Origin of the sequence: Nocardia inohanensis NBRC 100128 (assembly GCF_001612945.1) — a bacterium.
In the GTDB taxonomy this organism is placed as follows: domain Bacteria; phylum Actinomycetota; class Actinomycetes; order Mycobacteriales; family Mycobacteriaceae; genus Nocardia; species Nocardia inohanensis.
Genome location: NZ_BDBK01000002.1, coordinates 584,890 through 610,935, shown reverse-complemented (window position 1 = coordinate 610,935; position 26,046 = coordinate 584,890). Strand labels below are relative to the sequence as shown.

Below are 26,046 nucleotides of genomic sequence, written 5' to 3'. Positions count from 1 at the left end.
GGCACACCTGAACCGGCGAACCGGTTCCGGCTCGAGCTCAGCCCGCCACTACGCCGCCGGCCAGTCGTTTTCGGTCTCGCCGACCTTGTTGACGTAGTTCGTCAGCGTCTGCAACGCCACCAGCGCGATGATCTCCAGCAGCTGTTCCTGCGTCCAGCCCGCGGCCAGCGCGGCGGCCGGATCGGCCTTGCCCCGGCTCTCGGTCAGCTCGCGGGCGAAGGCGACGGCCGCGGCCTCCTTGGCATCGGCGGAGGTGCCGTGCTGGGCCGCCGCGATCTCGGCGTCGTCGAGCCCGGCCACCCGCTTGCCGGCGAAGGTGTGCGCCGCGACGCAATAGCCGCAGTCATTGGCCGCGCCGACCGCGAGCGCGATGCGCTCGGAGGTGGCGGCGGGCAGTGCGCCCTTCTTCAACGCGCCCGACAGGCCAAGGTAGCCCTCCAGCACCGCGGTCGAATTCGCCATCACCTTGGTCATATTCGGCACCCGGCCCATGCGCTTGCGCACTTCGTCCAAGAGCGGGTGGTCCGGCACGGGGGTGATCATCTACGTTCCTGCTTTCGGTGAATCATGGGAGGGGACAGCGGGATTCAGCGGCCACGGGCCGCACGCGCCGCGGCGAGGGTGACCGCCGCGGCATTCCAGACGGCGTACACGCTGACCGCGTACGGCACCCAGATCGGCTCGTGCACAGCGATCAGCACCACGGTGGCGAGGGCGAGCGCGACCGCGCGAATGACGATTCCATTGCGCATCAGGCTGCGCGCTACCTCGAGACCGAGCGGTTCCGAACTCTTGATCGATGACACGTCTCGACACTAGGAGCGCGGGGGCCCGGTCCCAGCGGACTATTCATGTCAAGAAAGTGCGTTTCGGTGACATGCGCCCGCGCGGAACAGGTTCGGCCGCCGCGTGGTTGTTGACGGCGTGCTCGCGAATACCGTCTCCTCCCATGTCGTCCAGGTGGTGCTGGATGCCGCCGCACGCTCCGGGGTGGGGGAATCCGAGCTGGCGCACATCGGCAGCCTGGACCGGGCGGCGCTGCGCGACCATCGCACGCGCATCCCGACCGTGGATATGCACCGGCTGTGGGAGGTGTTGCACCACAATGCCGGTCGTGAAGCCGGTATCCGGGCCGCCGCGATGGCCGCGCCCGGCCGACTGCACGTCTGGGACTATCTGATCGGCAACGCGCCCACCCTGGCGATCGGCCTGCACGACGCCTCGCGGTACAGCGGCGCGCTCTGCGACCCCGCCTTCTCCATGCGGGTGGCCGAACACGGCGCACAGCTCACCGCCGCCTACCTCGACACCCCGTACAGCGCACCGGTGGAGGCCATCCACAGCGAGTTCATCACGGCGGTCACACTGCGCCGGGCACGCGAGGGCTTCGGCGCGACCGCGACACCGGTGCGCGTGGATTTCGCCCATCCCGCACCCCGCGACCACGGTTATCTGGTGCGCGCCTTCGGCACCGGCAATATCCATTTCGGGCAGGAACGCGATGCCATCACCTTCCTGGACTCCGGGCCCGCGCAGACCACCGCGCACGATCCGTACCTGCGCGAAATACTCCACAGTTATGCACAGGACCTGATCGACCACTCCCGCCCGGCCCCACCCTGGCTGGAAACGGTCCGCACCACCATTCGCCGCGCCCTGTCCGACGGCGCGGAGGTCACCATCGACGAGGTCGCCCGGCGACTCGCCCTCGGCACCCGCACCCTGCAACGCCGCCTCACCGAGCACGACACCACCTGGCGCGCCGAATTGGAAACCGCCAGACACGAACTCGCCGTCGCCCTGCTGCACAACCCGGACCGCTCGGTGCGGTCGATCTCGCGGCAGCTCGGCTACCGCGATCAGCGCGTCCTGACCCGCGCCTTCCAGCGCTGGACCGGCCAGACGCCGAGCGCCTACCGCCGCGCGCACTCCCTGGACCGGTGCCCGGCCGAGCACGCGGACTCGTTCAGCGGCGCGTGAAGGTGTCGCTGTTGGTGCGGACGGCGCGCACCCGGCGTCGCGCTCAGTGCGTGGGGCGGGTGGTGGCGCGCGGGTCGTGCCAGTGGCCCAGGTCGAAGTACAGGGTGGTCCAGTTGTCCCACAGCTGCGGCCAGGCTTGCTTGGGGCCCTTGCATTTCCAGACGGCGACCATGCGGTCGATGCCGGGGATGCCCATCGGATCGTCCAGTTCGGTCACGCGTTGCACCTCGGTGAAACGGGACTTCAGGTCCGCCTCGGCCGTGTTCAGGCCGACGAAGACGATCGTGGTGGTGGAATCGGCCGGCGGGCCGAAGAATCCGAAACCGCGGCTGGGGCTGTAGGTGGCGGGCAGGTCGTAGCGTCCGCCGAACTCCTCGACCGCGCCGCCCTGCCAATAGCCCTGGGTGATGATGGCGGAGTGCGCCTGCTCCTCGGGGGTCAGCGTGTCGTAGCCGGTGTCGACGGCCTCGACCATGCGATCCCAATTGGTGGTGCCCCAGAGTCCGGACCGGATGCCGAGATCGATGGCGGTGGCGGTCTGGCTGCGCCAGTGCTGCGGTAGGGGCAGCAGGAACAGCGTGCCCAGGAAGGTCGCCACGGTGATGCCGATCAGCGGGTACATCGCCAGGTTCATCCAGCGCGTGCGCGGGTATCGCCACAGGCCGACCGCTCCGATCGCGAACATGGCGGGGAAGAAGCCCGTCGGGTAGTACGGGCGGCCGTGCGTGACGACCACGAACAGGGTCATCAGCACCAGCGCCACCGCGATGAAGCGATACGGCTTCAGCGCCTCCTGCCTGACCACGGCGTAGAACCCGACCGCGATCAGCACGGCTCCGAGAAAGCTGGCCAAGCAGATCCACTGCGGGAAGAAGCCGAGCGGACCGTAACCGGTGGCGTCCTGCTCGGCGCCGATAATGCTGCCCATGGCCAGCTGCGGCCAGTTGTGCTGCGACTGCCAGTACAGAATCGGGACCAGGGACAGGGCGAGAATGCCGGCCGCGATCCACAGCGCGGGACGGCGCAGCAGCTCGCGGGGGCCGCACAGGACGACCGCCACGCCCAGGGATCCCCACACCAGCGGGATCATCCACTTCACCTGCATGTCCAGCGCCGCAACCAAACCCGCGACGATGATCAGCCGGTCCTGACGGGTGCGCACCCAGCGGATCAGCAGCCAGGTGATGACGGCGGTGAGGGTGGCATCGAAAGCGAAAGTGCTCAGGGCGCATTGGGTGACCAGCAGGTAGGAGGTCGCGTAGCACCCCGCCGCGAGCAGCTGCACCCGGCGGCTGCCGCGCAGTTCGTAGGCGATCGCCGCCGAAACCACGGCCGCGCCCACCGCCATCAGGATGGCCGGAACCCGCAGTGCGATAACCGATCCAGGCGCGAGCACATCCGCGAGGTGCGCGAAGAAGGCCACCACGACGCCCTGATCCGCGTACGTGTAGTCGAGCCGCCGCCCGGCGGAGAGGAAATACAGTTCGTCGCCGAAGAAGTCGTAGCGCCCCGCGGTCGCCGTCAGCAGGATCGTGGAGACCACGGCCATCAGCGCGACACCGCGGAATGCGAACGGAGGGTGGGTATTAGGAATGGCTTCCGGTTCGGTCCGAACCGTGACGACCGCTGTCATTAATTGTGTCCCCGATAACATTCCGACAGACGCGCCGGACGCCCACCCCGCGGTGGAACGCCGCATCTGTTCGCTGACGAACTGATTCCTCCCCGGCAGCGAACTGATGAGCACGGATGCTCGCGCGGTCTGCTCGGATTTTTCTGATTTTGCGAAACGTTAATGCCTCTGACCACACTTAGCAAATGGGTTACATTGCGATAGCCACCCGCTTTTAATCCACAACCCCCAGCTCAGAGGGCTTTCCAAGAATTACCGATCGGTAATGACGGATTCGATGACCGATTCACCGCGAGATTTCCCAACGGATACCCGCCAGCAGATTGCCCACCATGCCAATGAAACTGGGGGCTTGCACAACCACACCCCGAGAAATGTGGCACAGCTCGCATCAACTAATACCACCAGTCGCCCCCGACGCCGATCACGGTTTGATCATCCCCGAATTCGACGGCTGTTCTCCAACCGTTTTCCCCACAGAATTCCCCGGCGAGTTGCACTGCCCCGGAGGTGACCGTTCCACCCGGATGCTTCGGCGCGTTCGGTCCCCGGTTCGGCGCATCCGGTCCGCCGGCCTCCGGCCGACTCGGCCATAGGTTTCAACCAGCAGCGCGAGGCCCCCGGAAAAATTCTTCGCGACCCGGGAATGCCCAACCGCTCTATAACCTTCTATCTATCGATGACCGGTTAGCCAGCCGATCATGGAACCCGCTCTACGAGAACAGGATTCACCCATGTCCCGCCTGCCTCTGATCCAGCCCGAAACCGCCACCGGCAAGGCCGCCGACCTGCTCGCCGGCGTACAGGAAGCGCTCGGCGTCACCCCCAACATGACCAAGGCCATGGTCAACAGCCCCGCCGTCCTCGAGGCCTACCTCGGCTTCTCCGGCGCACTCGCCGGTGGTGCGCTCCCGGCGCCGATCCGGGAGCGCATCGCACTGCTGGTCGCCGAGGAAAACGGTTGTGACTACTGCCTTTCCGCGCACTCCTACATCGGCGCGAACATCGCAAAGCTCGACGCCGCCGAAATCGAGGCCGGCCGCCACGGCGAATCCGCCGACACCAAAGCCGCCGCGGTACTCACCTTCGCCAAGGCAGTCGTCCGTTCCCGAGGTGGCGTCGAGGAGACCGACCTGAAAACCGCCCAGACCGCAGGCTTGACCGACGGCGAGATCACCGAGGTCATCGCCAACGTCGCCCTCAACGTCTTCACCAACTACCTGAACAAGGCCGTCGACACCGACATCGACTGGCCGATCGTCCGCCACCACCAGCACTGACCAGTGCCCTCAGCGACCCGGCCCTCACCTCCCGAGGTGAGAAGCCGAGCCGCAAGGGGACCGGGCTACCGGCAAACCGCTTGCGAGCCCAGGTCGCGGTCCCAATGCCGTTGGCCCACGGTCGTTTCCGCGACAGCACTCGATCTTCCGACCCAACGCATCCGCCCACTCTCTCGCTAATCGAGGAAGTAGGCATCGATCTTCTCGTCGGAATCCAGGATCTCGTTCGGAGCCACACCGAGTTCCACCGCCAGCTCGACTGATCCGAGGAGCGCGAGCTGCACGTCGGGCGAGAAGGCTCGTTCGAGCAGTCCGAGGTAGTCCGACATGCTCTGGTCCAGCTGGTCCAAAATCGCCTGGTACTCGGTGGCGAGCTGCTCGTCGAGTGTGCGCTGCTCATCAAGGTAACGCTTGATCAGCGCCGCCTCTCGTTCCGTCAACGACGATGCGACGGCCCTGTACATCACGGTGCCGACCGTGGTGCCGATGACGGCGCCGAGAATGGGAATGGGGATGGTCGCCTGGCCGACGAAAGAGGACAGCGCGCGTACTGCGGCCTCCAAGGTGATGAGCTCGCAGGTTTCGATGAACTCAAGTTCGTCGATTTCGTTGCGGCGCAGCTTGTTCGCTTGCTCGGCGATGCTGAAGGCTGTGGTGACTATCGAGTTGGCGACGGCCGCGGAGGTCGCGGTGAGATTCGTGAGCGCGTAAATGCTCAGTCCTCGGACGCCGCCCTTGCCGAAACCTGAGCCGGTCTCGCCCGCGATGTCGATCCAGTCACGCCCGCTGAACTCGTTGAGCCGCTTGCCTTCCCGGCGCTTGGCGACCACGGCCAGTACGAACGTGGTCCCGCCCGCGGTCGCGGCGGCCGTGAGTGCCGCCGTGCCTCCCTCGCGCAGCGTCGGTCGGCTGCGCCGGTGGGCGTCGTCGCGCAGTGCCCGGTCCGTGGCGTGGAGCGAGTCCTTTTCCGTCGCCATGGTCGAGGTGTAGACACCGCGCTGCACCTCGTTGTACTCGAGCGTCGAGGGTTCAAGCGATTCGAACCCGACCGATCCGCCTTGGAAGAACACCTGGACCCGCTGCCAGTCTTTGAGGGAAGGTCCATCGCCGCTGCGGGACAGTAGCTTGCTCGCTTCTTCGGGCGACAAGGCATAGAGCCGCTGGATCACTTCGAAGTGATCGCGGGGGATCTGGTACTTCCCACCGTTGCGCACGTATTCGGGATATTTCTCGACGTGCTCGATGATCGCGCCGAGCGAGAAGCGGCCACCCGCTGCAACGAACTTTTGCTGAATCTCGACACTTCCGCGCATCAGGTCGACGGGTCCGTTGTTGTTGACCCACTGGTAGACGGACTCATGGCCGAGGATCTGCTGTCGTGCGTTGCCGATCCCGACCTCGGCGATCTCGGCGATGAAGCCGTGCATGCCACGCTGACCGCCGCGGTTGGCGGCAACCACCTCGAGGTCGATCTTCCTGACGGCTTCGTCGACACTGGCGAGCGCATCCCGAAGGTGCCCGTCCCGCTGGCGAAGCGCGCTCAGAAGGTTGTCCACGCGGAGCTGGTTTAGGTAGCTCACCCAGCAAGCAGCGGCCTGCTCCTGGATGTTCGTGACGAATTCGGCAGCGTCACTCACCATCGGCATCCTGTTCGACGCGCATGCTCAGCATGGTCGCGCACGACTTCGTGTTGTTCACCAACGCAGCCAGCATCGACCGCCCGGCGGGGTCGAGGGTGTGGAAGTCGGCGCGGAAGTACACCAGCGCTTCGCCGTATCTCTTCACCAGTCCTTCGCGGAGCAAGCTCGTCCGCTGAAGGAGATCGTCGATCTGAGCATCCATGCCTTTGACGAGGGCGGTGTTGCGCTTTATCGCTGTCAGCGCTTCGTGTTTCGCCTCTCGGTTCTCGAACTTCTTCTTCGCGAACAGAGCGATCGACGCGAGCAGGGTCGCGCCCGCGATGGTCCAGCCGATCGGGCCGGCCAGCGCGAGCAGTGTGGTGCCTGCCGCGGTGCCGCCGCCACCGGCGGCCACCGCGCCGCCACCGAGCCACGCCAGTGCTGCCTGGCTGGCCGCCGCCCCGGAAAGGGTCGAGATCGCGGTGCCGGTCGAAGCCGTCCCGAAGGTCGTGGCGACCCACATCGCCGCCGACGGCGCCAGGCTCGCTACCGCGGTGCCCGCCGCGAACCCGGCGCCGGTACCGGCCGCCGACAACCGCGCCGCTTCCAGCTCCTTCTGAGCGAAATCCTCCGCGTGCAGGAACCGTTTCCGATGTACCTCGATCTCGTCGAAGTCGGTGTCGAATGATTTCGGGGTGTTGGCGATGCTGTTCACCAACTGCTCGACCAGCTCGATCAGGTCCGTCGAACGTTCACGCTGACGCAAGAGCGACAGCCCCCTGTCGGCCATCGCAGTGAAGGCGCCGTTGTACTCCGCTACGGCGACGTCATAAGGGTCCGGCCCTTTCGCAGTCAGCTTCTCGACCCTGCCCCTGGCAACGTCCTTGACGTTGCCGACCTGCCCGGCGAACTGAGAGGAAGCGGTTCGCGCCGCCTTGCCGAGACTGTCGACGGTCCTGCCGATGCCCTCCCTGGCGTTACCTACGTCGAGCTGATCTACCATCGCACCCCTCCAAGACCGTTGTGGCTCAACAACATAACGGAGAACATCGACCACACGTGACAGATTGGACGGGATGCGAAATCTGATCCACCCCGGGGGACCGCCCCCGTATCGCCTCACCGAGTGCCTATGCCGCTCCGTACCCCTCGAACACCTCGAGAAGCTGCACATGCATCAGCCCAAATAATGTGATGCGTGTCACTTCATGTCAGAACGCGGCGGTGTGGTGCGTCTAGTGGGCATGAGTGAATTGAACGCCATCACCAAAGTTGTTGTCATCGGCGGCGGTTACGCCGGTGCCGTAGCGGCTAATCGGCTTCGGCTGCGTGAGGATATCGAGATCACGCTGGTCAATCCGCGCCCTCGGTTCGTGGAGCGGATGCGGTTGCATCAGTTCGTGGCGGGTACCGGTGACGCTGTTATCGATTACGACACGCTGCTCGGCGCGGGTGTGCGGTTGGTCGTGGATAGTGCGGTCCGTATCGATACCGCTGCTCGCAGAGTGGAACTGGGGTCGGGTCGCGCGCTCGGGTACGACTATGTGATCTATGCGGTCGGCAGCACGGCCGCGCTGCCCGCGTCGGTACCTGGTGCGGCCGAGTTCGCCTACCCGATCGCCGAATACGAACACGCTCAGCGGCTGCGAGCCGCGCTGGCGGAGGTTCCCGCCGAGGCACCGATCGTCGTGGTCGGCGGCGGGCTCACCGGCATCGAGACGGCCGCCGAACTCGTCGAACAGGGGCGCACCGTCACGATCGTGAGTGGCGATAGGTTGGCGGCGAATTTCTCGAATCCGGCGCGCCGGTCGGTGGCGAAATGGCTGGCGGGGAACGGGGTCGAGGTACGTGAGCAAGCGCGTGTGCGCGAGGTGCGGCGCGACGGGGTGGTGTTGGCCGATGGCGAAGAGCTGCCCTGTGCGCTCACCATCTGGACCGCCGGGTTCGGGGTGCCCGAGCTGGCCGCGAACAGTGGCCTGCGCACCGACGAGCTGGGCCGGTTGCTGACCGATGAGAGGCTGACCAGTATCGACGACGATCGCATCGTCGCAGCCGGGGACGCGGTCGCACCCTCGGGGCGGCCACTGCGGATGAGCTGTTATGCCGCCCAGCCCCTGGGTGCCCAGGCCGCCGACGCCGTGCTGGCCCGCATCGCCGGAACCGAACCCGGCGTGCTGGATGTGGCGTTCGTGGCGTGCACCCTGGGTTTGGGGAGCCACGCGGGTGTGATGCAGTTCAGCCGCCGTGACGACACACCCGTGTCGATGTACCTCGGCGGGCGCGTGGCCGGGCAGATCAAGGAGCGGGTGGGCCTCGCCGGGCCGATCGCGACCATCCGCAAGGAGGCCCGCAAGCCCGGCGCGATCCCCACCTTCATGGGCTTGGGCAGGCGCAAGGAGTTGCGTCCGGCCGAGCCGGAGAGGACTGTGCGGCTGTAATTTCCATCGATGAGCACACCGAGCGTTTCGTGCACTCGACCACGACGAGATCGCCTCCGCGACAGGCAAATCCGTCGACGCCGTGCATCAGACGGTCCGGCGAGCATGGCCCGGCCCAGCTCCGCCGCCCGAGCACGGCTCCGGGCGAGCTCGCCGGATTCGGCAATGGTGAGCGACATTTCGGTGAGGCCGTGCAGCTCGTCGAGTGATTGTGTCGGTGGTGCCCCCGGTCGGGCTCGAACCGACACTTGGCGGATTTTAAGTCCGCTGCCTCTGCCAATTGGGCTACGGGGGCGTCTGGGTCAGACTACCGAGCCGTACGGTCGTGCTGGAATCACCCTCGCGGGTGATTCTGGATGGAAGTACAGCACAGGCCCGGCGGGGTGGCCGGGCCTGTGGCGCAATCGGATCAGTGGACGCCTTCCATGTGTTTGGAGACCCAGGGGGAGATGGCCCAGACGACGATGCCCACGGCGATGGCGATCAGGCCGGTGATGCCGAAGTAGGCGAGTTCGTGGGAGGGGTCGTAGAACTTGGAGAGGACGCCGGACATGGAGGTGCCGATGCCTACCGAGAAGAAGTAGAGGGCCATCATCTGGGCTCGGAAGGCGTTGGGGGCCAGTTTGGTTGTGACGGCCAAGCCGATCGGGGAGAGCAGCAGTTCGGAGATGGCGAAGCCGCCGAGGACTACGAAGACGAAGAGGATGGGGACGGTTTTGCCTTCGGTGCCGGAGAAGAGGGCGAAGAGCAGGAAGGCGGCGCCCATGCCGACCACGCCGAGGGAGAATTTGCGCGGGGTGGAGGGGGCGCGGTTGCCGAGGCGGGTCCACATGATGGCGAACAGCGGGGACAGGGCGATGATCCAGACCGGTTCCATGGAGCCGATCCAGTTGGGCGGGGCATCCCAGCCGAAGACGTTCCAGTTGATGCGTTCGTCGGAGTAGACCGCCAGGACGGTGAAGATCTGCTGGAAGAGAGACCAGAAGACGGCGTTGGCGATGAAGAGCGGGATATAGGCGCGGACCCGGGTGCGTTCCGTCGCATCGACTTTCGCGCTGGTGAGCATGATGGCGAAGTAGGCGATGGAGGCCACGGCGATGGCGCCGGTGGTGACGTCGGGCAGGTTCTCCAGGGTGAGCAGCTCGGTGAGCCAGGCGATGACGACGACCGCGATGAAGGCGGCGATGAAGGCGATGGACTTCGGAACGGCGGTGTGCGGCAGCGGGTTCGGCACCTCGCGGCCGTGCTCGCCGAGATTGCGGCGGAAGACCACGTACTGGGTCAGGCCGAGCGCCATACCGACCGCGGCCGCGCCGAAGCCGTAGTGGAAGCCGACATGCGACTGGAGCAGGCCGGTGATCAGCGGGCCCGCGAAGGCGCCCAGATTGATGCCCAGATAGAAGAGGGTGAAGCCGCCGTCCGCGCGCGGGTCGCCCTTCGAATACAGGGTGCCCAGCAGTGAGGAGGCGTTAGCTTTGAGTGCGCCGGAGCCCAAGGCCACCAGGATCAGACCGACCGCGACGCCCGCCAGATCGGGGATGACCGCCAGCGCGATATGGCCGGCCATGACCACCACACCGCCGTAGAAGACGGTGCGCTCCATCCCCAGCACCCGGTCGGCAAGCCAGCCGCCGAGCACGGTCGAGAGGTAGACCAGGCCGCCGTAGGCGCCGACGATGCCGGTGGCGGTGGCCTTCTCCATGCCCAGGCCGCCGTCGGTGGCCGAGTAGTAGAGGTAGTAGCCGAGAATCGTGAGCATGCCGTAGAACGAGAACCGTTCCCACAGCTCGACGCCGAACAGATTCGCGAGGCCGATGGGGTGGCCGAACAGGGTGCGTTCGGAGACCGGCTTCGCGGGGTGCGCTACCTCTGACATGAATCAGACCTTCCCATATTGGGCAATCTGACAGCAACCTCATGGGTTGACTCACGTCACATTTACCCGGAAACGGCCTGATGAAACACCGCTCGACAAGCGGTCGGATAGCTGAAAAATCGCCAATCAGGCGATGGAGAGCGCGATTCCGTCTAGGATGTCGTGCTCGCTGACGATCAGCTCGGTAATGCCGGCCCGCCGGGCCAGCTCGTCGGCCAGCACTTCGGTGATGACCGCGCCGCCGCCGATCACATCCACCCGGCCGGGATGCATCGGGCCGAGCGCCGCCCGGGCGTCGTGGTCCATGCCGATCAGGCGATCGCACACCTTACGCACGTCGGCCAGCGGCAGGCGGGTGAGATGCACACGCTCGGAATCGTATTCGGGCAGGTCTAGGGCGATCGCCGCGAGCGTGGTCATGGTCCCGGCGACGCCGACCCAGGTGTGGGCGCGCTCCACCGGAACCACTCCGAAGGCTTGCGCGAGCCGCTCGGAGGCGAAGAAGCGGGCCGCCGCGACCTCTTCGCGGGTGGGCGGATTGCCGTGCAGGCAGCGTTCGGTGATCCGCACGCAGCCGATATCGGCGGAGTAGGCCGAGGCGACGCCGCCGGCGTCGCCCAGCACCACTTCGGTGGAGCCGCCGCCGAGATCGACGACCACGAAAGGCCCTTCGTCGGCGTTCAATTCACCGACCGCGCCCGCGAAGGACAGGCGGGCCTCTTCGTCGCCGGTGATGACCTCGGCCACCGCACCCGGCACGGCCCGGCCCAGTTCGTCGGCGGTCATGGTGAAGAAGTCGTCGCGGTTGGCGGCGTCGCGGGTGGCGGAGGTGGCGACCATGCGCACGCGGGTGACGCCGTGCTTGCGCATCAGGTCCACGTAATCGTGCAGCGCGACCCGGGTGCGTTCGATGGCTTCGGGATTGAGCGAACCGGTGGCGTCCACGCCCTGGCCCAGGCGCACGATCCGCATCTCGCGGTGCACGTCGGTGAGATGCGGTGCGGCGCCATCGCTCTCGTGTGAGGGCACCGTGCGCGTCACGTCCGCGATCAGCAGCCGGATGGAATTGGTGCCGCAGTCGATGCCCGCGATCCGCTCGCTCATGTATCTAGTCCTCCGACTTCGCCCGGTACTGCTCGCTGTGCGGCCAGTCTGCCGGAATCGCGGTGCCGCGCAAGCCGTTGTCGGCGGCCAAGGCGACGGCTTCGTCGCCGAGCAGGTTCAGGCCCGGGCCCTTGGCCAGGGAGTGCGCGATGAGCACGTGCAGGCACTTCACCCGATCGGGCATGCCGCCGCCGGCGAAGTCGGTACCGAGATCCTCGATGGCATTGCGCTCGGACAGGTAGCTCTCGTACGCCTTGCGATACGAGGCGGCCAATTCGGGGTCCCGCGTGAGCCTTTCGCTCATATCGCGCATGAGACCGGTGGTCTCGAGGCGGCTCGCCTCGGCGGTGAGGCGGGGATCGGTGAGGTAGTACAGCGTCGGGAACGGCGTGCCGTCCGGCAGCTTGGGGGCGGTCTTCACGACCGCGGGCAGGCCGTCCGGGGTGCGGTAGGCGATCGCCAGCACGCCGCGCGGCTCCCGGCCGAGTTGTTTGGCGACTACCTCGAGATCCTGCTCGGATGGGCGGTTCTCGGCTGAAGTCACCTGGGTTTTCCTTCCTCGGTCGGGATCACTGCGGGTCCGGGCGGGGCCGGATTCGGTGCTGCGGCAACGGGTTGCGGCGAGGAGATGGAGCGCCACAGCTCCGTGTACCAGGGGTCTGGTTCCCGCGTCTTGGCGGCGGGGATCGGCACGGCCGGCTGTTCGATGCCGGCGACCTGCACGATGTAGGGGGTTTCACCGGGCATCACCAGGCGCAGGCGATCCTTCGCCTCGGCCTTGATGTAGCTCGGATCCTGTTGCTGCGCACGGCGATCGCGCAGCTTGGCCACTTCCTCCTCCAATTGCGCCCGCTGGGAAGCCAATTGGGTGGCTTCGGCACGCTGGGTGAAGTAGGTGCGCAGCGGGACGGCCAGCGTCAGCGCCAGCCCGCACAGCACGGCGGCCAGCAGTACCGCGCGGCCGGTGGAGAGCCCGAGGATCTTGTGTTCGGTGCGACCGGATTTCGCCTTCGTCCGGCGATTCACCGCTCGCTTCCCGGCAGTGGTGCGCGAGGTGGTCCGGCCGCGGGGGCTCTTGGCCTTCCCGCCGCCGGTCCGTGACTCGGAGGTGGTGCGCGCCGAATCGGCGCGCTTACCCCCGGTGCGTGATTTGGCGGACCGCGACGGGCGGCGATCACCGCGTCCGGCCGGACTGGTGCCGCGTGCCCGTCGCTCCGTCATCTCACACCTCGAACTCCGTTGGGATTCTTAGCCTTCGAACGCGAAACGCGGGAACGCGACGTCGCCCGCATAGCGAGCCGAGTCACCGAGGGCGTCCTCGATACGCAGCAGCTGGTTGTACTTGGCGACGCGCTCGGAACGAGCGGGCGCGCCGGTCTTGATCTGGCCCGAGCCCACCGCCACGGCCAGGTCGGCGATGGTGGTGTCCTCGGTCTCGCCGGAACGGTGCGACATCATGGTCTTGTAACCGTTGCGGTGGGCCAGGTCGACCGCGTCCAGGGTCTCGGTCAGGGTGCCGATCTGGTTGACCTTCACCAGCAGTGCGTTGGCCGCACCCTTGGCGATGCCCTCTTCCAGGCGCTCCGGGTTGGTGACGAACAGGTCGTCGCCGACCAGCTGCACCTTGTCGCCGATGGAGTCGGTGAGCGCGACCCAGCCGTCCCAGTCGTCCTCCGACAGCGGGTCCTCGATCGAGACGATCGGGTACTGGGTGAGCAGTTCGGCGTAGAAGTCGTTCATCTCGGCGGCGGTGCGCACCGAGCCCTCGAACTTGTAACCCGAACCGGCGGTGTAGAACTCGGTGGCGGCGACATCGAGCGCGAGCGCGACATCGGTGCCCAGCTTGTAGCCGGCCTTGTCGATGGCGGTGGCGATCAGGTCGAGCGCGGCCTTGGTGCCCGCGACGTCCGGCGCGAAGCCGCCCTCGTCACCCAGGCCGGTGGACAGGCCCTGAGCCTTCAGCACCGACTTGAGGGTGTGGTAGATCTCCGCGCCCCAGCGCAGCGATTCCTTGAAGGTGGCCGCACCGATCGGCGCGATCATGAACTCCTGCACGTCCACCCCGGTGTCGGCGTGCGCGCCACCGTTGAGGATGTTCATCATGGGAACGGGCAGGACGTGGGCGTTGGGGCCGCCGACGTAGCGGAACAGCTCCAGGCCCGAGGATTCGGCGGCGGCGCGGGCCACGGCGAGCGAAACACCCAGCAGGGCGTTGGCGCCCAGGCGCGACTTGTCCGGGGTGCCGTCCAGATCCAGCAGGGTCTGGTCGACGGTGCGCTGCTCGACGGCGTCGAGTCCGATGACGGCGGGGGCGATCTCGTCGAGGACACCCTCGACGGCCTTCAGCACACCCTTGCCGTTGTAGCGGTCGCCACCGTCACGCAGCTCGACGGCCTCGTGCTCACCGGTGGAGGCGCCGGAGGGCACCGCCGCGCGGGTGAGGGTGCCGTCGTCGAGAGCGATCTCGACCTCGACAGTGGGATTGCCACGCGAATCCAGGATCTCGCGAGCTCCGACCTGTTCGATGATGGCCACGAAACGACACTCCTTCGGCTGCTGACTCGGCAGGTCGCACGGGTAGTCCGTGCGGGTCCGAGCCTAGCAGTGTCCGATCTGCCCTCCGCTTCGCTCCGGGCGTGGTTCGCGGCCCCTATGTCTGATTCTTCCCTCCTCCGCTCCTCCGCTTCGCTCCCCCGCTCCGTCAGTCCAGAATCAGACGGCCGCGAACCTTGGGCGAACTGGATTGACGAAGGGACAATCTCCTTGAATCGGGCTGGTCAACACCGACTCAGGCTTTGCGGCCCACACTGTACGCAGCGGCTCGGTCGCGGACCTTCTTCATGTAGGCGGTGGACTGGTTGTAGGTCAGCAACGCTTTTTCCCAGCCGGGGGCCGCGGTCAGGTCGCCGCCCATGGCGCAGAGGTAGCGGGCGGTGGTGAGGGCCGCGTCGTCGATGCTGTCGGGGTCGGCGACGCCGTCGCCGTTGGCGTCCAAGCCCCAGCGCTGCCAGGTTTCGGGGATGAACTGCATGGGACCGAGGGCGCGGTCGTAGACGGGGTCGCCGTCCAATTTGCCGCCGTCGGTGTCCTTTATGAGAGCTACGCCGGGACTGCCGTCCAAGGCGATGCCTCGGATGGGCGGGCTGACTTTTCCGTCCGATGACACATCCGCGCCCTTGTGGGTGCCGTGTTTGCTTTCGACCGAAGCGATTCCGGCGATGGTGGTCCAGCCGATGCCGCAGTCGGGACGCGAACGCGCCATGACGGCGGCGGCGTAGCCGTACGCCTCGAGCGAGGTGGTGGGGATGCCCAGGCCCGAGTTCTCCTCGGCCCAGGCGGACAGCTGTCCCGCGCTGCGGCCGGGCGCATCCAGGTCGATGGCGGGCAGCGGCGCGCCGAGACCCGGCGGGGTGCCGTCGGGGATGGGCGTGAGATCGACTGAGCCGCAACCGGTCAGCAGCACGAGAGCACACACCGAGCCCAGCAGGCCGGCGCGTAAGGGGGTGGCGCGGAGACCGGCCTTGGAGAGACGCACCCTGTTCATCATCCAGATGGATCGGGCTCCTTTCCACAATCGTGAACAGCGAAGGGACGAGTCGCGCGCATCGATGCGCTTCAGTTACCCTCCCGCTGGCCGTTTCATGCATCGAAGCTATTTGTCACGACACGCTTTAGGTAAGCCTTGCCAAATCTTCTAGATGGGAATACCTTTCCCCACCGGGCCTGAAAACACCACGTCACCTCCCAGTCAGGAAGGTACCCCCTTTGGTGAAAAGCGTTCTCTCCGAACGTAAGACGCTTCACCCCACGGAACTCGAACGACGCGACCTGCCGGAATCCGCCGCGCGCGCGGTGCGCTATCTCGCCGCTGAGATAGCCGACACACTGACGCCGGACGCCGCGATGACCGCCACGCTCAGCGATCCGATCCTGCTCGGCCACATCGACGCTCGCTACGGCCGCCTCCCCGACGCGGTGCACGAGGCCATGCGCCCGCCCGCCACCGACGCGGGCGTCACCGTCATCGGACGGCTACCGCTGAGCGACGACGAACTCGGGCAGACACCCCACGATTGGCGGCAGGCCGCCGGCTGGGCCGGAGATCCCGAACGCCGCGCCGCCAGCTTCGAACTCGATATCGCCATGCTGCTGCTGGCGCGTTGCGCGGGCGAGCCTTTCGGCTGGCAGGGCCAGCAGGGCGGGCGGCTGGTCAACAACATCCTGCCCACCCCGGGCCACGAACACGAGCAGTCCGGGGCATCGAGCACCACGCTGCTGAGCCCGCATACCGAGGACGCCTTCCATCCGCGCCGCGCCAACCTGCTCATGCTCGGCTGCCTGCGCAATCCGGACCGGGTCGGCACCACGGTCTCCTGCGTGCACCGCGCCGAACTCGATGCGGCACAACGCGAACGGCTCGGCCGCGCCACCCTGCCGATCCTGCCCGACGTGTCCTACGGCACCGATTTCCCGGCCGCGCACACCCCGCCCGTGATCACCCTGCACACCGAGAACGGCCAAGCCACCCTGCGTTTCGATCCCGCGTACACCCCTCTGGACGAAGCCGACGCCGAATTCCGTTCCGCCTACGACAAGCTCGCGTCCGAACTCGAAAGGGTCTGCGTCACCGCCGCTTTGACCCCCGGGGAGATCCTGCTGGTGGACAATGACGTGGTGGTGCACGGACGGGTGCCGTTCACGCCCCGCTACGACGGCACCGACCGCTGGCTCAAGCGGGTCAATATCCGGCTGCCACAGCGCCATCGCGCTGCGTACGAGGCCGCCGAGGACGGATACGGGCAGTGCGTGGTGGCCCCGTTCCGCACTAGCCGAGGACCCGCCGAGTGAATACCAGACCCACCCCGCTACGCGTGCTCAGCCGTAGCGACCTAGCCGATGTCCCGATCGCCCCGGCCGAGGTGGTGCGCGCCGTCGAGGAGGCGTACCTGGCACTGGCATCGGGAGATTCGGACAATCCCCGCAAGCTCAGCGTCGCCCATCCGGAGGGCTGGTCGGTCGCCTACGCCATGCTCGGCCGTGACGGCCGGCGCCGGGTGGTGGCCATGAAGACCTCCTACAAGTTCGATCCGCACCACGATCGCAGCACCAAGCGCTACTACACCACGATCACGCTCTACGACGACGCCACCGGCATGCCCATCGCCATGATGGACTGCTCGCGCATCGGCGCACTGCGCACGCCGGCGGTCTCCGCGCTGCTGGTTCGCGAGACCGCCCGGCCGGGTGCGCGCAGTGTGCTGCTCATCGGCACCGGAACCCAGGGCCGCAATGCCCTCCCCCACTTGCTCGCCGCGAACCCGCAGCTGAACCGGTTGCTGCTCTACGGGACGCACCCGGAAGGTCTCGAGGCGGTGTATCGCCAACTGCTGCACCATCATCCGCAGGCCGAGCTGGAGATCGTGAGCGATCCGGTGGCGGCGGCGCGCACCGCCGATGTGGTGCTGGCGACCGCCGGCCCCGGCACCAAGGTGGCCCTCGAGGCCAAGGATCTCGCCCCCGGGTCGACCGTCGTGCTCGTCGGATACGGCCTGGCCCCTTCGACTCTCACCGAAGCCGATCGCGTCATCGCCACCAGCGCCGAGCAAATGGCGCTCACGGGGACCGATATGTCCGGTCCCGACGGCCGACTACGGCGTGTCGATGCCGAATTGCCGCAAATTCTGGCACGCCGCGCCGTCGGGCGTATAACCGATGGCGAACGCATTTTCGTCTACAACAGTGGGCTGGTGCTCACCGATATCGCCGTCGCGCACGCGCTGGCGGAACGCGCCATTGCGGAGGGCCGGGGGACCGAGGTGCCGCTTTGGGATTGAGAGATACCCGATTCATCGCTGAGAGGGGATAGCTCTGACAACCGCCAAAGCCTTCGACTTTCCGGATAGATCCCAAATTACCGCTTTGCCGATGCCCGCGCACCGAGACGAATGGGAAGAGCGGCTGCTCGCGGACCAGAAAACGCTCGAAGTCCTCGCCACCGCGATCGACGGACCGTTCCACGTCATGTATCCCGCCCGCGTCACCGAGAATATCCGGGCGTTTCAGGATGTGTACGCCCGCAATGGAATCACCGGAACCATCTATTACGGCAAGAAGGCCAACAAAGCCGAGTGCGTGGTGCGCGCCTGCGCGGAATCCGGTATCGGAGTCGATGTTTCGAGCGAGGGCGAATTCCGGGCCGCTCTCGCCGGCGGCGTCACCGGCCGCGACCTGGTGGTGACCGGGCCCGCCAAATCCGATGGCCTGCTGCGGCTGGCGGTCCGGCACGCGGCCCTGATCACCGTGGACAGCCCGGAGGAACTGCACCTGCTGGCCGGACTCCAGGCCCGGGTGCTGTTGCGGGTGCTGCCACCGCACTCCGCCAGCCGCTTCGGCCTCACCGACGCGGAGCTCGAAGCGGCGCTCACCGCCATCGACCCGGCTTCGATTCGCTTGGAAGGCTTCAGCTTCCACCTGAGCGGCTACGAGGCGGCGCCGCGTGCGGAGATGGCCCTGCTGCTGATCGAGCGGTGCCGTGCGGCCCGGCGGCTCGGGCATCCGGCGGACACCATCTCCATCGGCGGCGGCTTCGGTGTCGACTACGTTCCGGCGGAGCACTGGCGGGCCTTCGCGCGCGCCTCGAATCCGCTGTGGTTCCACAAGGAACACGCGCCCGAGCTGGAGTCTTATTATCCGTACCACTTCCCCTGCCCCGGCCCCCGCATGCTCGAGCGGATTCTCGAGCACGAGCATCTGGGCACCCGGCTGCGCACCGCCGACATCCGGCTGGCCATCGAACCGGGCCGGGCGCTGGTAGACCGCGCCGGCAGTACGGTTTTCACCGTGCAGGGCAGCAAAACCCGTACCGCACACGGTCATCCGTACACGATCCTCACCGTGAACGGCACCAGCCTGAGCCTGTCCGAGCAATGGTTCGACTCCGAGTACCTGCCCGATCCGGTGCTGTGGCCGACGCGCCCGGGCCGGGTCACACCGACCTGTGTCGGCGGCGCCAGCTGTCTCGAGGACGACATGCTCAGCTGGCGGCGGATACCGCTGCCGCGCGCCGCCCGGCGCGGCGATCTACTGATTTATCCGAATACCGCCGGTTATCAGATGGACAGCAACGAATCCGGCTTCCACGAGTTGCCAATTCCACCCAAGGTCGTCCTTTCCGACGCCGAGGGTGCAGAATTCGAGTGGACAATCGACGGGCCCACGGCGCTCCGCTGAAGACCGGAACCCATCCGCGCACATTTCACCCGCAAGGAGATACGGACATGCAGGTTGTCACCGGCCGTGTGACAGACCTCATCGGGCAGACGCCGCTGTTCGAACTGGCCGCTACCGATACCGGCACTCGACTGTTCCTCAAGCTCGAGAACATGAACCCGACCGGCACCGCGAAAATCCGAATGGCCCGCGCCATGGTGGACGACGCCGAACGCCGGGGACGGTTGACGCCCGGCGGGCACATTATCGAATCCACCTCCGGAAACACCGGGCTCGGATTGGCGGTTGTGGCGGCCGAACGCGGGTATCGCTTCACCGCGGTGGTGGATCACCACGCCTGCAAGGACAAACTGCGAGCGATGAAAGCCATGGGCGCCCAGCTGGTTTATGTCGACGAGGACGATGATTCGGACAGCCTCGCCACCTCGGCCCGCGAAGAACTGGCCGAACGGATGGCACTGGCCGAGTGCGAGGCGGCGATCGCCGCCGGGCGCACCCCCAACACCTACTTCACCGAACAGCACAACAATGACGCCAACGCGCTGGGCTACTACGCGCTCGCGGACGAATTGCTGGCCGCGCTGGGCCGGGTGGACGTGCTGATCTCCGCGGTCGGGACCGGCGGCTCGCTCTTCGGTGCGGCCCGCCGCCTGCGCGAGCTCGGGCACCGGCCAGTCCTGTACGGCGTGGAACCGGTGGGCTCGATCGCCTTCGGCGGTCCCGCCGGGCCGTACTGGCAGTCTGGCACCGGCACCCCCGAGGGCGCGGATCCGGGCAAGATCGTGGCCGAGGATCTGGGGCTGCTCGAGCAGGGCCTGAAGGTCTCCGATGTGGAGGCCTTCGCCGCCGCCCGCGTGGTGGCCGCGAAACTCGGGCTGATGATCGGCGGATCGGCCGGCGGATCGGTGTTCGCGGCGCTGGAGCGGATGGACGAGTTCCCGCCCGGCTCGAATGTGATCACCGTGGTGTGCGACGGCGGCGAGAAGTATCTCGACACCGTCTTCGACGACGACTGGATGAACGACCGCGACCTGGTCGACGCCGAGACCGAGAGCCACGTCGCGAAACTGCTCGACCACTTCGCCCCCGGACACCGGCGGCCGCGGCGCCCGGCGGGAACCACGCACGCCATTCTCGTGCCCGCCGAACAGCTGGAAGGGGCCGCGGCCCGATGAACCTCGGCCCGCGGCACTCCGATGGACGTCAGCTCACCGCGCTGGCCACGCCCATCGCCCTGACTCAGCTTGCCCAAGTGGCGGTTTCGACCACCAATATCGCGCTGATGGGCACGCTCGGGGTGCGGCAGGTGGCGGCGGGCGGGCTGGCGCTGGTGCTGTTCAACCAGATTCGCACCATGTGCGTCGGATTGATCACCGGCACCGGCAATCAGGTCGCGACGGTGGTCAGCCGGGCCGAGAAGCACACGCGCGCCAGCGGAAAACCGCGCGGCGCCGATGCCGAGGTCCGGGAGGTGGTGCGCTCCAGCTTCCTGATCGCCACCGTCGCCGGAATCCTCGGCGGCGCACTGCTGATCGGCTTGGGCTGGGCGCTGCGCTGGCTGGGCCAGGACGCCGCGGTGCTGGCCGAAGCCCGGCCCATGATGGTCGCCCTCGCACCGGGCCTGCTGCCCTGCCTGTGGTTCCAGGTGCTGCGGCAGTACACGGTCGGGATGCAGCGCCCGCAGGCGCTGCTGCTGGTGACGCTGGGTTCGGTGGCGCTGAATGTGGTGCTCGCCCTGGGCTTCATGCACGGCTGGTTCTTCCTGCCCGAGCTCGGCCTGACCGGTGTCGGCGTGGCCACCTCGCTGGTCTTCCTGATCACCTTCGGGGTGTTCTGGGCGATGGTGCGCCGGGACCCGAAACTCGGCCGGACGCTGCCGATCCGGATGTGGCCGGTGCACGCCGGAACGGTGAAAGCCGAACTGCGCCTGGGCTTGCCGATCGCGCTCACCTACGGCTCCGAGGCCGGCATGTTCTCGGTGCTGGCGCTGGTCATGGGCAGTATCGGGGCGGCGGCGCTGGCCGCGCACAATGTCGTCTACCAGATCGTCTACATCGTCTTCCAGGTGGCGATCGGGCTGTCGCACGGCGCCTCCATCCTGGTCAGCAAGGCCGTCGCCAAAGACGAGTTCCCGCATGCCCGTTCGGTGGCGTGGCTGGCGCTGCGCTACGCGGCGGGCGTCGCGGCGCTCACCGGCATCGTCTACGTGGCGGCCCCGGATTGGGTGCTGCGACCGTTCCTGGACGACACCGACGCCGCCACCGTGGCCCTCGCCCACACCCTGCTGCTGATCGCCATCGTGCTGCAATTCTTCGATGCCGCCCAGAACATCGGCGTCGGACTGCTGCGCGGGCTCAAGGACACCAAGGCCGGGTTCCGGCTCTCGCTGGTCGGGTACTGGGCTGTGGGATTGCCCACCGCATTGCTACTTGCGTTCCCGGTGCACTTGGGCGCGGCCGGAGTCTGGTGGGGGCTCACCGCCGGACTCGCCACCACCGCTGTGCTGATGCTGCGCCGCTACTTCACCCTGCTGCACGAACGTGAGCAGGAACATCCGCGGGTGCTGGCCGGTAGCCTCGGGCACTAATCCCGACACGTAAAACTCACCTTCCCGCAAGCATGCCGTCACTGGGCACGGGCACGCTGGAAGAAAGGGCTTCGCTATTCTGGCGAACTGAATCGGCAAGCCAGAGGCGCACACCCAGACGCGGGGAGGATCCGTGCACATCTCGAGAGTCGCCGAGTATCCCAAGGCCGACCATGTTCTGTTCCATTTCAGCGACACCCATCTGATCGCGCCCGACGCCGACCTGTACGGCGACGTCGACGCCGTGGCGCGGCTACGGGAGCTGCTGGGACAGGCCGAAGCCAGCGGGATCAAGCCGACGGCCATCGTCTTCACCGGCGATCTCACCGACCAGGGCGAGCCCGGGGCGTATCGCAAGCTCCGCGATCTGGTGCAGCCGTGGGCCGAGCGAGTCGGCGCGCCGCTGGTGTGGGTGGCCGGCAATCACGACAACCGCGCCGAACTACGGCAGCATCTGCTGGACGAAAAGCGTGCTGTCACACCGCTGGACAGCGTGCACATGTTCGACGGGCTGCGGGTCATCGCCCTGGACACCACGGTGCCCGGGCAGCATTGGGGCGCGGTCACCGACAAGCAATTGGAGTGGCTGCGCGAGGTGCTGGCCGAACCGGCGCCCTTCGGCACCGTACTGGCCATGCATCATCCGCCCATCCCCTGCGTGCTGGATCTGGCGGTGACGGTGGAGCTGCGCGATCAACGCCGGCTCGCGGATGTGCTGGACGGCACCGATGTCCGCGCGATTCTCGCCGGGCACCTGCACTTCTCGACCAGCGCCAGCTTCGCGGGCATTCCCGTCTCGGTCGCCTCCGCCACCTGCTACACCCAGGACCTGGCCGTCGAGACCGGCGGGCTGCGTGGTCGCGACGGGGCGCAGGGATTCAACTACGTGCACATCTACCCGGACACCATCGTGCATTCGGTGGTGCCGATCGGCAGCGGCCCGACGGTCGGCGAGCCCGCGACGCCCGAACAGGCGGCGCGGCGGCTCGCCGAAGCCGGGATCGTTATTCCGCCCGCCGCCGGCATTCCGCACGTGCTGCGCCGCCGTACCGCCACCGAGGCCGACGGCGAAACGGTCGGCTAGCCCCGATCCGGTTCAGGCCGCGCCGGATTCGAAGGCGGTAAGGCCGCCCGCGACGGTTTCGGGCTTCTCCCAGGGCGCGGGTTCCGGGAAGTAGGTCTCCAGGAACTCCGACACCGCGCGAACCCGCTCGGCCTCGGGGACCTCCGGGAAGCTGCCGTCGTTGAGGCAGAAGAAGTCCACATTGCGGCGCTTGGCGAGGCCGTCGAGCAGGGCCAGGCCGGTGTAGAGGGTGGTGTCGACGTAGCGGACCTTGGCGGCCTCCTGGGGGACGGCTCTGCCGGTGAGCAGGGCGTAGAAGTGGTAGAGCGAATTGGTGACCGAGATATCGGTGGCGGCCCGGAAACGGCTGGCACGGGTGCGGGCGAAATCCTCCGGGAATGCCGCCTCCATCTCGTGCAGCACGCTGCGGCGCAACGGCACCGGGGTGTGCTCCAGATGCCGGATGATGATGTGGCCGAAGCGATCCGCCAGCAGGCGGCGGTTCACCCGGGCCGCGTTCTCGAACCCGCTGCGGCGTTCGTTGTTGGCCCCCGGGCCGATGCGCGTGCCCGCCTCGATATAGCGGCTGATCCCGGCCGGGGTGAAGAACATGGACGGCCGCACCGGGCGGGCGAAGAACATGTCGTCGTTGGAGTACAGGAAGTGCTCGGAGAGCCCCTCGATGTGCTGCAACTGGCACTCCACCGCATGGGAATTGAAGACCGGCAGCGCCGACAGATCGGAGAAATGGTCCACCGCGCGCACGATGGTGACCTTGGGGTCCTCGGCCAGCCAGTCCGGCACCCGGGAGTCGGTGCAGATGAAGATGCGGCGGATCCACGGCGCGTTCTTGTGCACCGAGCGCAGCGCGTAGCGCAGTTCGTCGATCTGGCGGATGCGGGCATCCGCGTCGTCGCCTTCGCCGACCACCACCTGCGCGAGCATTCCCGCACGGCGGGCCCGGAATTCGGGATCGGTGCCGTCCACCCAGGAGAAGACCAGGTCGATATCGAAGCCGACATCGGTGGGGTGGGGCGCGAACATGCCGGCCAGGGTGGGCCAGCCGACGTCGTAGAGCAGGACGGTGGTGGGCTCGACATCGGCGACGTCGAAGACATTGCGGGTCAGCGCGTTCGGGCGCGGGCACTCCACGGTGTCGCCGTGGTGGTCCCACAGTTCGATCTCCACGTGATGCGCCGGGTCCAGGTCCCGCCCCAGCCGGAACACATTGTGCTGCTTCTCGTTACACGAGAACCCCGCCACCATCGCCGCGCCCAGCACCCGGCGCAGGGCGAGGCGATGCGCACTGTCGACCGCCAGCACCAGCCGGTGATCGGAATCGCGCACCAGCAGGAAGGACACCTCCGCCGCGGTCAATTCCGCTCGCAGATACCGCAAGTCGTCGATCACCGCCGCCGACACCACCAGATTCGCCACCGTCGAACCCGACACCATCTCCACCGCCGGCTGCTGCCCCGAACCCATATCCACCATCACCATCTCCGCTCTGTTGTTGCGCTGCTACACCTCACGACCGATCACACGTGTCCGCGGCCCGCGCCGGCCCCGGATGACCCGGTGCCGGCGCTCGCCGCGAAACCTGCTGCGCGAATTCAGAAGAACGGAGCCGAGAGGGTGACTCCGGACGACGTCGGAAGCTGATCTGGATTGGGCCGGAACATCATTCGGGTTCACCTCGCTCACTCGATGGACGCTGGCGCGTCACGGTTGAATACTGTTCGCGTTCGTCTCCGCCGAGAACTGGACGGACGATCTTCACCGGGCGGTCATCGACCGGCTACTCGCAAGACCCCGACTGGACGGGGGACTGTAACGAATGATGCAACTGTTATCGCTTCCCGTCAATCGATTACCCCGCAGGTCCGATGGTGTTTTCACACACGTAACTGGCGAGTCGCGCGCGACGCGCGTCGCGGGCGCTCGATTCGGTCACGAGCGCGGCACGGCGACAACGACATACACTCGTGACAGCACAGTCCAGCCCGCTGTGCGAAACCGATGGTGAGGTGACGCGGATGGTAGCCGAAGCGCGGGAACGTCAGGAGCCCTCGACGCATATGCACCCCGAACATCCCGAACTCGACGCCCTGCCCGAGTGGCCCCAGGACACCATCGCGGTGCTGGTGACCACAGATCCGGCGCCGCACGCGATTCCGGTCTCGTGGCCGGTGCGCGCGGGCGACCGGCGGGTGCTGCTCAGCTTGAAATCGGATCGCGGTTCCCTGGCCCGGCTGCGCGAGCGGCCGGAGGTGGCGCTGCTGATTCTCGGCGGCGGGAACGTGGCTTTGTGCGCGCGCGGCAAGGCGCGGGTGCTGGCCGATCCGATGCCCGGTGCCGCCGACTACGCGGCGGTCGCCATCGACGTGGAGGTGATCGACGATCATCGCCAGTCCGCCTTCGCGGTTCTCACCGGCATCCAGCGCACCGTGCTCGACGCCACCGAGCTGAAGTACCTGGAGTCGCGGGTGGCGACCCTGAAAGAGATGGCGGCGGAACGGCGGAATTGAACGTGCGCGAGGGATCCCCGCATCGACCATAATCGGGTGGGGATGCGGTGTGAATGCACCGCGGGGAAGGAGAACTGTGAGCGTCAGTCTGGCCAAGGGCGGAAATGTTTCGCTGTCCAAGCAGGCCCCGAACCTGACCAAGGTCGCAGTCGCCTTGGGCTGGGACGTACGGACCACCACCGGGGCCGATTACGACCTGGACGCGAGCGCGCTGGCCTGTGGAGCGAATATGCGGGTGCTCTCGGATTCGCATTTCGTGTTCTACAACAACCTGCGCTCGCCCGAAGGCACCATCGAGCACACCGGTGACAATCTGACCGGCGCGGGTGAAGGCGATGACGAGACCATCAATGTGGATCTCGCGGGCATGCCGCCCAGCATCACCAATATCTTCTTCCCGGTCTCGATTCACGAGGCCGAGATCCGCCGGCAGTCCTTCGGCCAGATCCGCAATGCCTACATTCGCGTGATCGATGCCATGACGGGATCCGAGCTGGCCCGCTTCGATCTCACCGAGGACGCCTCGACCGAGACGGCCATGGTGTTCGGGGAGCTGTACCGGCACGGCAACGAATGGAAGTTCCGGGCCATCGGGCAGGGGTACGCGTCCGGGCTGGCGGGTATCGCCCGCGATTACGGGGTCAATGTCTGAACGGCGGTGCAATCGCCGAGCGGCGGCGCGGGCAGGGTCCGCGCCGCCGCTGCTCA

At 67.1% G+C, this 26,046-nt stretch carries 23 protein-coding genes and 1 tRNA gene; 11 read left to right on the top strand and 13 right to left on the bottom strand.

Annotated elements, in window-relative coordinates; translation table 11 throughout:
• Window positions 1–48: 48 nt before the first annotated feature.
• Window positions 49–543: a carboxymuconolactone decarboxylase family protein gene (locus NI1_RS09095; RefSeq protein WP_067816777.1), complete on the bottom strand. Its 495-nt coding sequence runs from the start codon at window positions 541–543 to the stop codon at window positions 49–51.
• Window positions 544–587: 44 nt separating this feature from the next.
• Window positions 588–806 (bottom strand): hypothetical protein, encoded by a 219-nt coding sequence (locus tag NI1_RS09090; RefSeq protein WP_067816774.1) that lies wholly within the window; start codon window positions 804–806, stop codon window positions 588–590.
• A gap of 103 nt (window positions 807–909) precedes the next feature.
• Between NI1_RS09090 and NI1_RS09085 the strand changes: the two genes are divergently transcribed.
• Window positions 910–1,980 carry a helix-turn-helix transcriptional regulator gene (locus NI1_RS09085; RefSeq protein WP_084522817.1) on the top strand — a complete coding sequence of 357 codons (1,071 nt, stop codon included), beginning with the start codon at window positions 910–912 and terminating at the stop codon, window positions 1,978–1,980.
• A gap of 43 nt (window positions 1,981–2,023) precedes the next feature.
• On the opposite strand, the gene NI1_RS09080 is transcribed toward NI1_RS09085, so the two are convergent.
• Window positions 2,024–3,613: an ArnT family glycosyltransferase gene (locus NI1_RS09080; protein ID WP_067816768.1), complete on the bottom strand. Its 1,590-nt coding sequence runs from the start codon at window positions 3,611–3,613 to the stop codon at window positions 2,024–2,026.
• A 734-nt stretch (window positions 3,614–4,347) separates the two neighbouring features.
• Here NI1_RS09080 and NI1_RS09075 point away from each other — a divergent pair.
• Window positions 4,348–4,893 (top strand): carboxymuconolactone decarboxylase family protein, encoded by a 546-nt coding sequence (locus NI1_RS09075; protein WP_067816765.1) that lies wholly within the window; start codon window positions 4,348–4,350, stop codon window positions 4,891–4,893.
• A 176-nt stretch (window positions 4,894–5,069) separates the two neighbouring features.
• On the opposite strand, the gene NI1_RS09070 is transcribed toward NI1_RS09075, so the two are convergent.
• The gene (locus NI1_RS09070; protein WP_067818012.1) at window positions 5,070–6,533 is read right to left on the bottom strand and encodes a hypothetical protein; all 1,464 of its coding nucleotides are present in this window, start codon (window positions 6,531–6,533) and stop codon (window positions 5,070–5,072) included.
• Window positions 6,523–7,515, bottom strand: coding sequence for a hypothetical protein (locus NI1_RS09065; RefSeq protein WP_067818014.1), 993 nt, complete (start codon window positions 7,513–7,515; stop codon window positions 6,523–6,525). The genes NI1_RS09070 and NI1_RS09065 overlap by 11 nt, the downstream gene beginning before the upstream one ends.
• A gap of 241 nt (window positions 7,516–7,756) precedes the next feature.
• Between NI1_RS09065 and NI1_RS09060 the strand changes: the two genes are divergently transcribed.
• Entirely contained in the window at window positions 7,757–8,950 is a 1,194-nt protein-coding gene (locus NI1_RS09060; protein ID WP_067818011.1) for an NAD(P)/FAD-dependent oxidoreductase, read from the top strand.
• 218 nt (window positions 8,951–9,168) lie between these two features.
• On the opposite strand, the gene NI1_RS09055 is transcribed toward NI1_RS09060, so the two are convergent.
• The 7 genes from NI1_RS09055 to NI1_RS09025 all read right to left on the bottom strand — a co-directional run bounded on the left by NI1_RS09055 (window position 9,169) and on the right by NI1_RS09025 (window position 15,477).
• Window positions 9,169–9,245 (bottom strand) — tRNA-Leu (locus tag NI1_RS09055).
• A 114-nt stretch (window positions 9,246–9,359) separates the two neighbouring features.
• Entirely contained in the window at window positions 9,360–10,826 is a 1,467-nt protein-coding gene (locus NI1_RS09050; protein ID WP_067816762.1) for a peptide MFS transporter, read from the bottom strand.
• Window positions 10,827–10,952: 126 nt separating this feature from the next.
• Window positions 10,953–11,930, bottom strand: a complete 978-nt coding sequence (locus tag NI1_RS09045) for a Ppx/GppA phosphatase family protein (protein WP_067816760.1) — start codon at window positions 11,928–11,930, stop codon at window positions 10,953–10,955.
• Window positions 11,931–11,934: 4 nt separating this feature from the next.
• Window positions 11,935–12,474, bottom strand: a complete 540-nt coding sequence (locus NI1_RS09040; protein ID WP_067816757.1) for a DUF501 domain-containing protein — start codon at window positions 12,472–12,474, stop codon at window positions 11,935–11,937.
• Window positions 12,471–13,151, bottom strand: coding sequence for an FtsB family cell division protein (locus tag NI1_RS09035; protein WP_067816752.1), 681 nt, complete (start codon window positions 13,149–13,151; stop codon window positions 12,471–12,473). Before NI1_RS09035 ends, NI1_RS09040 begins: the two co-directional genes overlap by 4 nt.
• A gap of 27 nt (window positions 13,152–13,178) precedes the next feature.
• Window positions 13,179–14,465, bottom strand: coding sequence for a phosphopyruvate hydratase (gene eno / locus NI1_RS09030; protein WP_067816749.1), 1,287 nt, complete (start codon window positions 14,463–14,465; stop codon window positions 13,179–13,181).
• 253 nt (window positions 14,466–14,718) lie between these two features.
• Window positions 14,719–15,477, bottom strand: coding sequence for a lytic transglycosylase domain-containing protein (locus NI1_RS09025; protein WP_067816746.1), 759 nt, complete (start codon window positions 15,475–15,477; stop codon window positions 14,719–14,721).
• 221 nt (window positions 15,478–15,698) lie between these two features.
• On the opposite strand from NI1_RS09025, the gene NI1_RS09020 reads away from it, so the two are divergent.
• From NI1_RS09020 to NI1_RS08995, 6 genes are all read left to right on the top strand, one after another.
• Window positions 15,699–16,778 carry a TauD/TfdA family dioxygenase gene (locus NI1_RS09020; protein ID WP_067816743.1) on the top strand — a complete coding sequence of 360 codons (1,080 nt, stop codon included), beginning with the start codon at window positions 15,699–15,701 and terminating at the stop codon, window positions 16,776–16,778.
• Between the two features lie 23 nt (window positions 16,779–16,801).
• Entirely contained in the window at window positions 16,802–17,764 is a 963-nt protein-coding gene (locus NI1_RS09015; RefSeq protein ID WP_067818008.1) for an ornithine cyclodeaminase, read from the top strand.
• Between the two features lie 91 nt (window positions 17,765–17,855).
• Complete coding sequence (locus NI1_RS09010; RefSeq protein ID WP_067816741.1) at window positions 17,856–19,160, top strand: type III PLP-dependent enzyme domain-containing protein; 1,305 nt, start codon at window positions 17,856–17,858, stop codon at window positions 19,158–19,160.
• A gap of 47 nt (window positions 19,161–19,207) precedes the next feature.
• Complete coding sequence (locus NI1_RS09005) at window positions 19,208–20,335, top strand: PLP-dependent cysteine synthase family protein (RefSeq protein WP_084522963.1); 1,128 nt, start codon at window positions 19,208–19,210, stop codon at window positions 20,333–20,335.
• Window positions 20,332–21,747, top strand: a complete 1,416-nt coding sequence (locus NI1_RS09000) for an MATE family efflux transporter (RefSeq protein ID WP_067816738.1) — start codon at window positions 20,332–20,334, stop codon at window positions 21,745–21,747. Before NI1_RS09005 ends, NI1_RS09000 begins: the two co-directional genes overlap by 4 nt.
• Window positions 21,748–21,880: 133 nt before the next feature.
• The gene (locus NI1_RS08995; protein ID WP_067816735.1) at window positions 21,881–22,831 is read left to right on the top strand and encodes a phosphodiesterase; all 951 of its coding nucleotides are present in this window, start codon (window positions 21,881–21,883) and stop codon (window positions 22,829–22,831) included.
• 12 nt (window positions 22,832–22,843) lie between these two features.
• On the opposite strand, the gene NI1_RS08990 is transcribed toward NI1_RS08995, so the two are convergent.
• Window positions 22,844–24,304 (bottom strand): stealth family protein, encoded by a 1,461-nt coding sequence (locus NI1_RS08990; protein WP_439957244.1) that lies wholly within the window; start codon window positions 24,302–24,304, stop codon window positions 22,844–22,846.
• Window positions 24,305–24,846: 542 nt separating this feature from the next.
• Here NI1_RS08990 and NI1_RS08985 point away from each other — a divergent pair.
• Together NI1_RS08985 and NI1_RS08980 are read left to right on the top strand one after the other, a co-directional pair.
• Window positions 24,847–25,338 (top strand): hypothetical protein, encoded by a 492-nt coding sequence (locus tag NI1_RS08985; protein ID WP_067816733.1) that lies wholly within the window; start codon window positions 24,847–24,849, stop codon window positions 25,336–25,338.
• Window positions 25,339–25,414: 76 nt separating this feature from the next.
• Entirely contained in the window at window positions 25,415–25,990 is a 576-nt protein-coding gene (locus NI1_RS08980) for a TerD family protein (protein ID WP_067816730.1), read from the top strand.
• Window positions 25,991–26,046: the final 56 nt, after the last annotated feature.